Annotated in this window: 12 protein-coding genes; 4 read left to right on the top strand and 8 right to left on the bottom strand. The window is 45.5% G+C overall.

All coding sequences use genetic code 11. The features are described from left to right. Nucleotides 1-10: 10 nt before the first annotated feature. On the top strand, nucleotides 11-577 hold the full coding sequence (locus tag AC2T0J_RS18550; RefSeq protein ID WP_489807235.1) for a phosphoribosyltransferase: 567 nt from the start codon (nucleotides 11-13) through the stop codon (nucleotides 575-577). A 420-nt stretch (nucleotides 578-997) separates the two neighbouring features. On the opposite strand, the gene AC2T0J_RS18545 is transcribed toward AC2T0J_RS18550, so the two are convergent. Beyond that, complete coding sequence (locus tag AC2T0J_RS18545) at nucleotides 998-3,214, bottom strand: ATP-binding protein (RefSeq protein WP_489807234.1); 2,217 nt, start codon at nucleotides 3,212-3,214, stop codon at nucleotides 998-1,000. A gap of 219 nt (nucleotides 3,215-3,433) precedes the next feature. Between AC2T0J_RS18545 and AC2T0J_RS18540 the strand changes: the two genes are divergently transcribed. Together AC2T0J_RS18540 and AC2T0J_RS18535 are read left to right on the top strand one after the other, a co-directional pair. Continuing rightward, nucleotides 3,434-3,961 (top strand): YgjP-like metallopeptidase domain-containing protein, encoded by a 528-nt coding sequence (locus AC2T0J_RS18540; protein WP_489807233.1) that lies wholly within the window; start codon nucleotides 3,434-3,436, stop codon nucleotides 3,959-3,961. 2 nt (nucleotides 3,962-3,963) lie between these two features. Beyond that, nucleotides 3,964-4,314, top strand: coding sequence for a YacL family protein (locus AC2T0J_RS18535; RefSeq protein WP_489807232.1), 351 nt, complete (start codon nucleotides 3,964-3,966; stop codon nucleotides 4,312-4,314). A gap of 524 nt (nucleotides 4,315-4,838) precedes the next feature. Here AC2T0J_RS18535 and AC2T0J_RS18530 read toward each other — a convergent pair. Beyond that, the gene (locus AC2T0J_RS18530; protein ID WP_489807231.1) at nucleotides 4,839-5,765 is read right to left on the bottom strand and encodes a catechol 2,3-dioxygenase; all 927 of its coding nucleotides are present in this window, start codon (nucleotides 5,763-5,765) and stop codon (nucleotides 4,839-4,841) included. A gap of 495 nt (nucleotides 5,766-6,260) precedes the next feature. Here AC2T0J_RS18530 and AC2T0J_RS18525 point away from each other — a divergent pair, with 495 nt between their 5' ends. Next, nucleotides 6,261-7,733 carry an amidohydrolase family protein gene (locus tag AC2T0J_RS18525; RefSeq protein ID WP_489807230.1) on the top strand — a complete coding sequence of 491 codons (1,473 nt, stop codon included), beginning with the start codon at nucleotides 6,261-6,263 and terminating at the stop codon, nucleotides 7,731-7,733. A gap of 11 nt (nucleotides 7,734-7,744) precedes the next feature. Here the strand turns inward: AC2T0J_RS18525 and AC2T0J_RS18520 are convergent, their stop codons facing one another. The 6 genes from AC2T0J_RS18520 to AC2T0J_RS18495 all read right to left on the bottom strand — a co-directional run bounded on the left by AC2T0J_RS18520 (nucleotide 7,745) and on the right by AC2T0J_RS18495 (nucleotide 14,244). After that, nucleotides 7,745-8,524 (bottom strand): RMD1 family protein, encoded by a 780-nt coding sequence (locus AC2T0J_RS18520; RefSeq protein WP_489807229.1) that lies wholly within the window; start codon nucleotides 8,522-8,524, stop codon nucleotides 7,745-7,747. Between the two features lie 625 nt (nucleotides 8,525-9,149). Next, on the bottom strand, nucleotides 9,150-10,133 hold the full coding sequence (gene acuI / locus AC2T0J_RS18515; protein ID WP_489807228.1) for an acrylyl-CoA reductase (NADPH): 984 nt from the start codon (nucleotides 10,131-10,133) through the stop codon (nucleotides 9,150-9,152). 14 nt (nucleotides 10,134-10,147) lie between these two features. Next, on the bottom strand, nucleotides 10,148-10,774 hold the full coding sequence (gene acuR / locus AC2T0J_RS18510; RefSeq protein WP_489807227.1) for an acrylate utilization transcriptional regulator AcuR: 627 nt from the start codon (nucleotides 10,772-10,774) through the stop codon (nucleotides 10,148-10,150). Between the two features lie 103 nt (nucleotides 10,775-10,877). Next, the gene (locus tag AC2T0J_RS18505; protein ID WP_489807226.1) at nucleotides 10,878-11,714 is read right to left on the bottom strand and encodes a substrate-binding periplasmic protein; all 837 of its coding nucleotides are present in this window, start codon (nucleotides 11,712-11,714) and stop codon (nucleotides 10,878-10,880) included. Between the two features lie 152 nt (nucleotides 11,715-11,866). After that, on the bottom strand, nucleotides 11,867-12,787 hold the full coding sequence (locus AC2T0J_RS18500) for an alpha-E domain-containing protein (RefSeq protein WP_489807225.1): 921 nt from the start codon (nucleotides 12,785-12,787) through the stop codon (nucleotides 11,867-11,869). Between the two features lie 2 nt (nucleotides 12,788-12,789). Beyond that, entirely contained in the window at nucleotides 12,790-14,244 is a 1,455-nt protein-coding gene (locus AC2T0J_RS18495; protein ID WP_489807224.1) for a circularly permuted type 2 ATP-grasp protein, read from the bottom strand. Nucleotides 14,245-14,293 lie beyond the last annotated feature (49 nt).

The raw sequence follows: 14,293 nt of genomic DNA, 5'->3' as shown, positions 1-14,293 counted from the left end.
GAGTTGCTCATTGGAAAAGCGTTATCTTAAAGAACAGCAAATTATTGAAGACTCTTTTCGTTTAGGTGTTCAGATATTTGAAAGTGGTTTTCGTCCCACCTTTATCGTCGGTCTCTGGCGCGGTGGCAGTGCTGTGGGGATTTATGTTCAGGAATGCTTACAAACCCTGGGGGTGCAAACCGATCACATCGCGCTGAGAACCTCCTATCCAGGGCTGCCGGAATATCATAATATGGTCGAAGCGCCTGAACGCATAAGAGTACATGGTACTCAGTATCTCATTGAAAACCTGAATATTGATGACGGTTTGCTGATTGTTGATGACGTGTTCAGCTCGGGCCATAATATCACTGCCGTGATTAATCGCCTGAGTACCAAGCTTAAACGAAACATGCCCGAAGAAGTCAGAGTTGCTACGCTTTATCAGCGAACCGGTTATAACCGCACTACCCTTAAACCGGATTTTTGCCTGCATGAAACCTCAGACTGGCTGGTATTCCCCTATGAATTAAAAGGGCTCAGCCACGAGGAAATTGTCGTCAACAAGCCTTTTGTTGCTCCGTATTTACGCACTTAAGTGGCGGATATTAAGGTAATTCTTTAACGGCGTGTTGATAACCTCTACTTCCGGGCTGCCATTTATCTTAAGGGCCGTTGTAACAATAGACTTTAGATTACTGATACGAAACGTCTGCAATATTGAGGTTAGCCAATCTGTTTGTCAGTATGCTTCTCTCGACTAACGTATCGCCTATATAGCTGCGCCATTCATCAACATAGCTTATTTCCAGACATTCCGGAAAGGCCCTGAGATCCTCAATATCCTGCTTAAAGTCTTGGCGAAGCTGCGCTTCGTCGAGTAAATAGCGTAGTGATCTCGCTGTTGTCGGCGGCTTCCATTGACTTTACCCGCGTCGCGTTTGCTCTCATCGCCTGCTGCGCATAAACTGCTCAACTGTATCAACCCAAAGCGTAAAATGTGACTCATCCGTGGCCTTCAGGAGCTTTCGCAGGTGGCCGCCAGTACGCTATATAAGCGGTTTATATCTATTGGTTTACCAATATGTTCATCAAAGCCCTGTTGTAAATACTTCTGAACATCATCTGCCATAACATTAGCGGTAAGCGCAATAACGGGAATGTGTGGGAATTTTGCTTTAATTTCTTTGCACGCCTCTACCCCATCCATTACTGGCATTTGAATATCCATTAATACCACATCGTATTGACCTGCTTCACGGATTAAGGCATCAATAGCTAACTTGCCATTTCCCACCGTGTTAAAGTTCGCTTTGGTTGACTCAAGCATCGATTCAACAATAGTCTGATTAATCATATTGTCTTCCGCTAAAAGTACTTTTTTACCGGTCAGATCCGGCGCTTCGTGATCCACAGGAGACTCAACATCAGTCGCCAATTCAGCCTTAGGTAGGGGTAACTCAACCCTCACCTGGGTTCCCTGCTTTTCTTTACTCATTATCTCCAGGCGTCCATTCATCATGGTTACCAGACTTTGTGTAATCGACATTCCAAGCCCGGTACCGCCAAACTTTCGGGTGCTGGAGGTATCCGCCTGAGTAAAACGGTCGAATATTTTCTTCTGCAAGTCTTCACTCATGCCAATGCCAGTGTCCGTGACACTAATTACAATTTGCGGATGACTTTCCGCTGTATAAGACATACTCAATCGAATAGTGACCGAGCCTGACGGGGTAAATTTAACTGCATTGGATAACAGGTTAACGAGGATTTGCTTAACCCGTACAAAATCCCCCCGCCAACCATCCTGAAAAGCGTTATCCACATCTACGGATAAGCGAAGTCCCTTTTCCTCTGCCAGAGTGGCCAGATCTGATACCGCTGAATCGGTAATTTCTAATAATGAAAATACCTGTTCCTCGAGGGTAAGTTTATTCGCTTCGATCTTTGAGAAATCGAGAATATCATTAATGATAGTCAGCAGGTGTTTGGCTGAAAAGAGTGCTTTACTTACCTTTGCCTTGGTTTGCCTGTTAAGCTCTGAGCGGTCCAGTACTTGTAGTGTTCCCAGCACCCCATTCATAGGCGTGCGGATTTCATGGCTCATATTGGCAAGAAACTCACTTTTTGAACGATTGGCGCTGTCAGCATCTTCCAGGGCTTTTGCCATTTTCATGTTGTGTAAGCGGGCACGATACAACATGAATATAGCCATCATAATAATGACAACCAGAAAAAAGCTGATAATAAACAGTACTACCTCAACTGTGTATACGGGCGGTTTCTTATTAACCAGTTCTATCTCCGCAGGTAATGAATCTTCATCTATTTCCCACAACTCCAATTGCTGCGCGTTTAATTGCATACTAACGACATTATTAATTGTTGGAGGGAGATCCACGCCTCTGGCCAGGGCTACAGCCGTATCCGCTATTTTTTCCGGCACAACTACCGCTCCACCGGCATAACGATCGACATTGTGGGCGAAAATGGTGAAAACCGGGTGCTTTCGTTGTGTGGTTAACCATGCATGAACAACGTCCCAGCTTCGCTCATAATACTTATAATTTATGTAGATAATCGGTGTACCAGCCCGGCTATCGCTCAACGCCGCCATAGTCCGGTTGGGATGTTGCATTGGATTATAATATTTTATGTTGATGTTAGGCGGCACATTGGAAAGAAAGTTTTGCACTAGTCCTTGATCCTGTTCCAGGCCATGTGAACCATGCACCAATATCATGTCTTTTGTATCTGGTAACACCATCAGTATCTGTGCAAAGGATAATGTCGGTTCATAATCCGAACGTATCAGCGTACCGGTGTTAGGTTGCCAGTCGATATGTAGGAAAAATCGTTCTGCATTGGCGAGTATGGATGGGTTGGTATCAGTAAACACGCTGGCGTGTCGACCGATAGAGATCAGTCTTGAAAAGGTAACGTTATCTCTACCCTGAATAAGGTTCTGAAGCTGGTAATTAAAATTACTCAGAATTGTCTGCCGTACTTGCGAGCCTAATTCGCCAACGGAGTCGGCGTAGTAAGCAGGTACCGTTAACACTAAAACGTTTTCTGAGGCAGACACCTGATTCATTAAACGGTACATCATTTTTACTTCAAAGTCAGACTCATTGAACGAGTTAACCAGAATAACACTATAATCGTCCGTTTCACTGCCAAGCGTGCTGGCTGAAATCACCAAAAACAACAAAACAAAGAACCGCAAACCCATCATTAGCTAACACTCTATACAAGCTAAGCCCGGGCTGATTTTGCAGACCTAAGGCAATAAGCGCTAGATTAGCCAATTTCTGCAACTTTGTTAATAAATATACTAGCCGATTCACTTTTCAGGTCTCCGCCTTCTTCTAAGAAATTGGGTCACGGGTAAATTATTTACTTTGTACAGTGTATAATATCGATTTACCCGGTCGGACTAAGAAACTCGATTACTATGGCGAATTCACTGCCTTTTCTGGCTCACTACCCCAGGCATCTGCAAGACCAGATTAAACAACTCCAAAGTGCTAATAAACTTGGTGACTGGTTACGTTCCCGTTACCAGAATCTGCACAGCATTAATAACGATAAAGCGTTACGTGATTATGCGATGGGGATTAAAAATCAGTACATGAAGAAAACGCAACCTTTGAGTAAGGTAATTTACGACAATAAGATCCACATCGTTAACCATGCACTGGGTCTGCATTCCTACGTTTCGCGGGTTCAGGGCGGCAAGCTGAAGAGTAAGAATGAACTGCGGGTGAGCGAGCTATTTAAAAATACGCCGGAAGCTTTTTTAAACATGATAGTGGTGCATGAACTAGCTCACCTTAAAGAAAAAGAGCATAACAAGTCGTTCTATCAGCTTTGTCAGTATATGTTACCGACCTACCACCAGGTTGAATTTGACGTGCGTGTATACCTTACAGAACTGGATGCCACTGGCTACGTATTTTTGCCACCTTTGACCGGAGTTTAACGATGGATTTTGAATTTCTTACCGATGTGACCGGAGCGCCACTTGCAAAATGTGATGTGGAAAGCGAATACTTTGGTGACTGGTTAAGCCATGATATTGGCGCAGACAGTGCAGCTGTTGCCGATTTACTTACAGCCGTTAAGAAACTACTTGCCAGGCAACAAATGGAGTTTGAATACACAGGCAAAATTTATCATCTGGTGATTGCCGACGACGAAGTAGAACTCTTCCTTAACAACACCGAACTGAATCACAGTGAGTTCGATGACGATACGGCAGAAGGCCCCGTTTCTGGTTGTGGTCTGATGGACTTTGCTAATCTGTTGGAAAACTGGCTGGCATTTATCCGCTAACGCCTTACCCAAGGTGTTCAAATTGTACCCGTTTTTCTGTGGCTGATCTGGATTGGAGTAGTGAACAGGATTATGCATAGCTCAGATTGGTATTGTGTTAGCGCCAGGTAAGACCTGGCAACGTGAATAGCCGTAGCCCCGGAAAATGAGATTGAGCATGGTGTCATCAGTATTTTGCTGACTTAGGTACATGGCCCCAACAGATAAGCCAGAAGCTGGCCCCTGATTAAGGGCTTTTCTGAGTGTATCGACACCCGATATTCCGGCGGCGCTTCATCGGCGTTTCGATAATACTCTTCAGTGAGCTCCTCGTGCCTCAGTACAATAACGTTGGGATGCGCCAGGGTCTGAAGTACTGTCGTGGGTATGCATTTCAATCCAGCTCAACAGTGCGGCGATCAATAGCTCCATATCGGGCCAAACCAATAATTAAAGGTATTATCATTACGTTTGAACTGATGAAAAAAGCCGGTTATCAAAGATAAACCGGCCGTTGAATGTGGTTGGAAAACATTCAAAATGGATTAGGTATACACACCTAAGAAACTTTCTGGCACATGTAAAGACTGAGAAAACGCGGCATGATCGAGCTCGTCCATAGTCCAGGTTAAAAGCGGCATATCAGGGTAATAAGTGTAACCGTCACAGAATACTTCATTGCGATTACCAGACGGGTCAAAATAATAAACAGTTTTAACCTGAGTAACACCATGGCGGTCATTCATTTCTACTGGTATTTCATACTTACCAATTAAATCTGCCGCGCGAATGTGATCTTGTGAATTCTCCAGCCTAAAGGAAACATGATGGATCAGTCCCGGAGTGGGGTTTACACCAAACGCGATGTCATGGGCGCGGCTCGAACAGCTGACGAAAAATAAAACCGTGTTTCCGTCGTTATCAATAACCCGTTCGGTGTAGCTAAATTCAAAGACTTCGGTGAATAGCTTTAGGTTTTTCTCAGTATCTGGCCCAACAATAAAAACATGATCAAGGCCATTGATGCGAAAACCACGGCATACCTCATCATCGGGAATTACATCCGGATTGTGCGTACCCAGTGAGTTACCTACCTGCTCTTTCTCAGCATATAAATGCATTTCGTGACCTGTAGGCAGGATGAATTTGAGACGTCTGCCACTTTTCGGATACACCCCAGCTTCAATACGTTCAACTTCAATTCCAAATTTGATAATTTTACTTTCCAAATCATCCAGGGTGGCATCGTCGTAAACTTTAAAAGCAATATGATCAAGGCCCGCCCTATCGGTCTCACGCAACACCAGGCTGTGATGATCATGCTCAGCCCAGGCTTTAAAGTAAACCAACCCATCGTCGTCGGTCATCATTTCGTGCAAGCCCATCCGGCTTCCATAATGTTTTTTGGATTCGGCCATGTCCAGTACCCGCATTTGAACTTCAGCCAGTCTTAGCACACCACGCATTGACATATTTACCACCTTATATTTGTTACCTATTTAAGGCTATGAAATGAGCAAGTCTCAAGTTGTTAAATTGTTGTTTCGCCAATTAGCTGAAAACAGCGAGCATACAACCTCTAGTCGAACGGCAAGCGATTGATATATTTAAACTTGTTAAGTAGCTAAGATAAAAACACTGTAACTACTTGTTAAACATGCCTACCATTACAAAGCCATACGTTAACATTGTGTAAATTTACACGGGCTTTGACTGTCTTGGAAATACCTTTTACTCGCAGTATTTATACCCTGAAGGTATTCTCCCTTTTGTTAGTATGGTTTTTAGGTATGGAAAAGTGACCCCCATCGCTCCCCTCATTATTATGGAATTGTCCACGTTAGCCTTTTTTCAGATATGTGCCGCCTCCGACTTTCAGTTGTACGTTTACTTACAGAATTCTGCTTGTAAACAAACTACCGGATTTTAGAATAACTTTGATTCTGCAAGGCAAGGAAAAGTACAACATGATAGTAAGACTAATAGTGCTAGCCACAATAGTATTGTGGCACGGGGCGACAACGGCTGATGAATTAATTCTCAATAATTTCACGGTTGTATCTGCTCACCTAAAAGCAGCACAGACGAATACTCAAATTAGAATAATTGATGGCATTATCACCGAAGTTACCACTGAGCCACTGCAGCAAATTGGCCCTGATGCCACTATTATTGAAGGTAAGGGTAAATACCTTACTCCGGGTATCATGGACAGTCATGTGCACGTAAACAGTGTTCCGGGTATTGGTCTTCTAGGCTCAGCAAACGCCAATCGTTATGCAAGCATGGTAGACGAGTATCTGACGCAACTGCCAAGAAGCCTATTGTATTTTGGTATCACTCAGGTACTCAATTTAGGTGACAGCGATGGAGAAGAAAGCTTTACTGCAACTGAAGATCACCCGGATTACTTCACTTGTCAGCCCATTCCGGTAATCGGCGGATACCCCCACCTGTCGGCAGAGTTTACCCTGCAACATGCCAGCTACTTTATTATTGAAGACCCTGATAAGGTTACTTTGCCAGACAATGTCGATGCTGCCCAACATACGCCGGAAGCTGTGGTAACTGCTATAGCAGAAACGGGCTCACCGTGCATCAAAATATACATAGAGGATGGTTTTGGAGCGGCATCAGACTGGCCACTACTCAGCAATGACAGCCTTCAGCGAATTCGTCAGGCCGCAGACAAAGCTAATCTTCAGGTGTGGGCCCATGCCAATGCTATCGACATGTATCAGATTGCCTTAAACCATCAGGTGGACGGTATCGCCCATGGGTTATGGAACTGGCAATGGCTGGCCGAGCCGAATAATCCGCCGGTAACCGCTACCCTCGACAGGCTGATTAACATGGATACGGCCTATATGCCCACTATCCAGGTAATGCTGTCACTTCAGGGGATGTATGATAGTGACACGCTCAGCGACACCAGACGGCAAAAGGTGTTACCCGCAGCGCTGCTTCAATGGTATTCAACGTACGAAGGCCAGTGGTTTAAACGAGTGATCAGTGAGGATTTTGGTGGATTGCCCGACGTCAAAGTCTTTGAGCTGAGCGGCTATGGAGTGAACCGGGCTAAGCAGGCAGCAGCCTATCTTGCTACGATGGACCATCCGCTGCTATTGGCTTCAGATTACCCGTCAAGCCCTTCTTTTGCCGCGGCTCCGGGGCTCTCAACTTTTTATGAAATACAACAAATGGCCGATGCGGGAATTAGCCCCTCACAAATCTTTGCAGCAGCAACAATAAATGGCCCCAGGCAATTTGGACTGGAAAACCAGTATGGCACTATTGAGCCGGGTAAAGTGGCCAATCTGCTTATCTTGCGCCAAAACCCTAAACTGGATGTGACCCACTGGCAAACGATCGAAACCGTAATCCTGCATGGAACCCCTATCCCTCGTGAGTCACTGGCCGTTACCCCAAACCCGGGGTAACCGGCTCGGAGTTAAAACAGTGACAACAGTCCTTCCGCACCGACCATGACGATTTCAAAGGCAATCAGTATAATAATGATCCACTCTAAAAAAGAAGAGTGTTTGTGCTTCAATTCATCGGCCAGCATATCGAACAGTTCGTGAATAACGTTAAGTTTGTTCGACAACAGCTCCACCCGGGGGCGAATATCCAGATACTTCGCTGCCGTGTTGTAAGCAAGTTCGTAAACCGGGTATTCCCAGAAAAACTCCGGCGTATCAAGCAGGTTATAATGCAAAAATATGTCACTCTTGGTACTGAACAAATGCCCCCGGATACTGGCAATCTGGCGCCGTCCCAGTTTGATTGAACCGGTCTCGGCCAGTACTTTGGGTAAATGACTGTACTCAGCAATTGTCAACTGGGCCCTGAGTTCATAATCATTCAGCTTTATGGATTGTGCCAACGCATGGCTTATTGCCAGGCGTAACAAAGGATCATCTGTAGACAACAAAATATGGTCTTTCTGTAACTTGACTTCACCATCGCCAACAGTAAACCTGAAATGCTCCTGATGTTCACCTGCCAGTAACTCGCTGTGAATCTTTAGGCGATGTAACAACGATAAACGTTCATCTTCGTCAATCCCCCAAAAAACGATAACACCATAGTCAAATACCCAGACTTCGCCACCTGGCAGCTCAATCAGAGAGGCATCACGGTAGCGAGTACCGATATCAATAGCGTAGTCTGAAGTAAGTTGACTTTCTGGTAGTGCATAGACCGAAACACGGTCATTAGTAAATTGCATGTGTTTAGGAACCTGTAAATAAGAGCGCGGCGATTATGCGCTTTATTTACCAATCCAACTACCAAATTCAGCACCTAAAAAATTGCTCTTTAGGACAAATAGTTTTCATTAAAAAAATGGTCAAAATCGGCTACTGGAGAAGTAGCATATTGCCGTATTTACACCATCATCACAGCCGTGTTATTCACTACTGATACCCGTTCACTACGCGCGATTAAAACTGAAACGAACGTTTCATCGCCTCAAAATTAACGTTGCTATAGATAAACTATCAATGCATCGATGAAAATCCACTCCACGTAAAATCAATAACTTAAGTTTACCTGAATGGTTACGCGTAACTATAAAACAGCAAAACAACACACCAGAACCAGGCGAATCGTCTAAAGTGGGCTCAGCAGAACTGTACCTGCCAGGTTCTCTAACTACCAGATAGGGTTAATATTCAAATGAATATATTCAGTAGGAATAGACAAAAAGTATCCGGCTATTACTCGGCTATTCCTGACGAATAAAAACACAATAATACTGCCGGCAATCAGCAACACAGGCAGCATAAAAAAATGAGGGTTACCCGTAAATCGGATAACCCTCAGCAGTACGAAAATCAGAACGATTTAACTACTCAGGCGTTGACATCAACCACGATCCTGCCCTGAACCTGACCAGATAAAAAGGTCGGCGCAACCTCAAGTGCTTCGGCTAACGTGACCTGTCTGGTAATAGCCGCCAGACTCGACTCGGGAAGATCCTTAATTACCCTGGCCCAGGCTTTTTCACGCACGTCCAGAGTCTGGGTTACACTGTTAATACCCATTAGTTTAACGCCACGTAAAATAAACGGTGCTACAGTAGCCGGAAAGTCCATACCCTGGGCCAGACCACAAGCGGCAACCGCCCCTTCTGACTTCGTTGCTGCACAGGCATTAGCAAGTGTATGACTACCAACTGAATCAACCACCCCAGCCCAACGTTCTTTAGCCAGTGGACGACCTGGTTCACTGAGAGTCGAACGATCGATGACTTCTTTGGCACCCAGGGCTTTTAGCGTATCCGCCTGTTCTAACCGACCTGTAGAGGCAACTACGTCGTAACCAAGGTTCGCCAGAATCGCAATAGCGGTTGTCCCTACACCACCATTCGCACCAGTAACCAACACCTCGCCCTTTTCAGGTGTAACGCCCTGCGATTCAAGAGCCATCACACACAGCATGGCGGTATAACCTGCAGTGCCCACGGCCATAGCGTGCTGACTGGATAGGCCCGCTGGCATCTTTTGCACAAAATCAGCGTTGATCCGGGCTTTTTGTGCTAACCCGCCCCAATACTGTTCGCCCAGACCCCAGCCGTTCACCAGTACCTTATCGCCGGCAGAGAATCTTTCTGAACGGCTTTCAATCACCGTACCCGCCAAATCAATACCAGCTACCATAGGGAACTGTCTGACTACCGGACTTTTACCAGTAATGCCCAGCGCATCCTTATAGTTCAACGTGCTGTACTCGACCGCTATCAGGACATCCTCATCTGGTAATGCCGACTCATCAAGTTCGGTAATTTGTGCAGTGTAGTCCTGGTCGTCTTTATTAATATAAATCGCTTTAAACATTGTGCCCTCCGGGGTTAACGCTTGATAGTAAGTTGATGGATAAAACCATCGGCAAATTTTTGCATTGGTGAGCTGGACTGCATGACCTTCGCAGTCAGAATGGCGCCTTCCCAACCAATCCAGAAAAACTCAGCTTGCTGTAAACAGTCTGTCTCCTGGTGAATTAAACCCAGTACTCTGGATTGCTCCAGATTTTGCGCCAGCATGGAAGTCCAGTTTTTTAAACACTGAGCCAGAGGTTGCTTGAAAGACTCCGCCAGAATTGGCATTTCCTGGCCAAAGTTACCGATTAAACAACCTCTGCTAAACCGATACTTTTCCATCCCATCAATGGCCTCACTAACGAATGCTTCAATTCCGTTGAGAGGTTCTGAGGGCTGAGAAGCCAGGCAGCGTCGTAGCTTAGCGCAAAAATACTGGTCATAACGCTCTATCACCTGCAGGCCAAAATCGTCCTTATTTTTAAAGTAGTGATAAAAAGAGCCCTTTGGCACTCCTACCCGCTTGAGGATCATATCGATGCCAACAGTGTTAAAGCCTCGCTCTGTAAGAATAGCCATACCGGCTAACAGAAGTGCCTCTTTTGTGTCTTCAAAATTTCTGGCTGATTTAGGGGGTCTGCCCCTGCGTATTTCCTGCATATCCCACTCTTTTAGACCGATCGTCTAGATATTATAGACCGATCGGCTATAAATAAAAGAGAACATCGCAAATAAAAAGCTATCTCACTGTATAAAAAGGAAATTATTCCGTAACAAGGAAACTCTTATAGTGTTCCAGCGCGCGCTGTGATTGGGGAGAAAGAAGAGGATTTTGAAGCTTAATAATATCTCTGCCTTTGAGTATCTTAAAGGCGGATTGGGCGAAGGGTTGCTTATTGTAAAGCGCAGTGAGACTACCATCTTTTAACGCCAGGTCGAGCCCTTTATTGAGCCTTTCGGCGAGCATCCGATTGCGCTTATTAACGAAAAAATACATCGGGGATGGATAGTAAAAACCTCTGCCCGGTTCAATCATTAACGGCGCGTTCTGACGAGATGACAATTCGAATTCCACTTCCATGACAGAACGGGGAAAGTAATCGGCCATTTTCGACTCAATTAATTTAAACATCATCGACATGGGCACTTCTTTAACGCGATAACCGTTAAATGTCATAATATCAGTGTCAGGCCAGCCAATTCCCTGCACGGATAAACTTTCTTTTAATTCGCTTACAGGCTTTTTGAGATAGACGTTTTTATTATCGGGGTGAATAAGAAAAACACGATAGCCGAGCAAGCCTCGTGCAATCGGGAAAAACACGGCCTGATTCGCTTCTTCCCTTTCGATTGATGTTACCGCCCAGGTAACATCGGTTGAGCCCACTTTAACCTGACGAAGGAGCCTATCCTGATTGGCATTAAACGGATCCGGCACAATTCTGAAAGGTAAACCGTTACGTTGGGTTTTATTCAGCGCCAGGGTAAGCACATCTACAAAATAAGAATGGATAGTATTGTCGTCAAAAACCCGGGCTGGGATCCGGATATTTTGAAACTTTCCATCCTCGTTTGCTGCGCACACAATGCTGCTAACCATAGTCAACACCGCAGGAAACACAACCTTGCTTAACTTAACGCGTAGAAACGATAATTTCGTGAAAAACACTGTGCCCGTTTACCTGTTAAATGCACTATTGTTAAGCCTAGAAGGCGAATGCTTAAAAATACAGGTGAACGGGTGATTAATATTTAAAAATACTGACTATCAATCGCCTGGTGGATTTTCACCACGCCGAACTGAATGTCATCAATGACTTCATGAAGCCTGTCCTGAGCCAGCTCACGGGTATCAAGTTTTTGTAACTCCTCAGATAACGCTTCGACTTGCTGTGAAATATTATCTGAGTTCGGCAGTTCCAGCAGACACTTGCCAATTTGCATCAGGCCGTGCTGAAGTGAACGCGGGAATTGTTTGTTATTAATCAAAAATTCCAGCACATCGGCTCGGTTTATCCTGATCCGCATTTCCTGACGGTACATTTGATACGCGGTCAGTGACTTTAGTACACCCATCCACTGGATATTCTCAAATGCCGATTGTTCCGGTGATAGATCCGGTAACAGCGACGCCGAACGCACATCAATAATACGAGATGTCATATCGGTACGTTCCAGATGGCGGCCGAGTCGCAGAAAGGCATAGCCTTCGCCACGCAGCATGGTACCACCAAGCAACCCGGTAATGGTTTGGTTAGCAACAATAATACGGTGCAGGCAGTTGAACCGGTGTCGACGGGTTAACACGCTCTGTCCATCGGCTTTGGCAGCAATATACAGGTTGTTAATTTGCTCCCAGGCTTCCGAGGGGATAATCTCACGAATTATCCGCGCATTTTCACGCACTGCTGCGAGGCAATTGATAATTGATCCGGGGTTGGCCGTGTCAGTCACCATAAACTTAATCACGCTTTTTTCATCGGCTTCTTTGTAGAGATCGTAGAACACATCACGGAACGACAACATGTCGATGATGGGTTCCCAGCCAAGAGTTACATTGCGTGGTAAATCGAGTAAGAGGTGGGTGTTTACCTGAATTAAACGAGCGGTGTTTTCCGCGCGTTCCAGATAACGTTCCATCCAGTAAATATGATTTGCTACCCTAGATAACATCGTTAGTCGGCCTCCATGTCTACAATCCAGGTATCTTTACTGCCACCACCCTGTGAGGAGTTGACGACTGTAGAGCCTTTTCGCATAGCCACCCGGGTAAGCCCGCCGGTAGTCACGCTAATGTCATTGCCGCTTAAGATAAATGGCCTGAGGTCGAGGTGCCGGGGTTCTGCTTTGGTGCCGATAATGGTGGGTGCAGTTGATAACAATAACATGGGCTGGGCCACATAGTTACGGGGATCGCGACGGATCAGGCGGACAAACTTTTCTCGCTCGGCTTTAGTGGCGTGAGGCCCAATCAGCATGCCATACCCCCCTGACTCGTTGGCTGGTTTAACCACCATTTTTTCGATATTCTCGATGACGTAATCCCGCTCTTCCTTATTAACACACTTATAGGTGGGTACATTCGGCAGTAACGGCTCTTCGTCAAGATAGAATTTAATGATCTCAGGCACGTAAGCATACACCACTTTATCGTCGGCAACCCCTGCGCCAGGAGCATTGGCCAAGCCAACATTCCCGGCTTTCCAGGCCCGCATCAGGCCGGGCACACCGAGCATGGAATCTTCCCGGAAAGCTTCAGGATCGAGAAAGGCATCATCAATACGGCGATATATCACATCAACCCGTGACAGGCCGTCTACGGTGCGCATATACACAATGTCTTCATCATCTACGACTAAATCACTGCCCACTACCAGTTCGGCTCCCATTTGCTGAGCCAGATAAGCATGTTCAAAATAGGCAGAATTATAAATACCCGGCGTCAGTACTACCACCTCGGGTTGTTCTATGTCGCGCGGCGACAGCTGACTAAGCATGTCATATAACTGAGACGGGTAATCATCTACCGGCAGAATGTTATATTTTTCGAACATATCCGGGAACACCCGCTTCATTACATGGCGATTCTCCAGCATATAAGAAACGCCTGAGGGTACCCGTAGGTTATCTTCAAGAACATAAACGGTACCGTGATGGTCTCGGACCAGGTCTGAGCCACAAATATGGGCCCATACCCCGTGTTTAGGTTTGATGCCCATGCATTCAGGTAGAAAGTTCTTGGAGGCTTCCAGCAGGCTTTTTGGCACAATGCCCGCTTCAAGAATGCGCTGCTCGTTATACAAATCGTCAATAAACATGTTGAGTGCTTTGACACGCTGCTTGAGGCCTTTTTCAATTTGCAGCCATTCTTTTTTGTCGATAATGCGGGGAATAATATCAAACGGCCAGGCTCTGTCGATTGAGCCCTCTTCTTCGGTATACACCGTGAAGGTAATACCCATGACATGGATAGCGGTGTTGGCGGCGGTTTTATATTCTTCTAATTCCTGGTCAGTAAGGTTACGCAGGTATTTACAAATTTCCTCTGCAGCAGGGCGCGGTTTATTTGCAACGCGAATGAGTTCGTCGTAAAACTCTCCTGCCCTATAATTTCCCCATCTTATTGCCATCTACAATCCCTAGAGCTTATTTTCGGTATACAAAATACCATCTAAGCGA

It is taken from the genome of Alteromonas sp. ISO5 (genome assembly GCF_058105165.1).
Note: the sequence above shows the minus strand (reverse complement) of the source record. Positions and strands in the feature narration are given on the sequence as shown.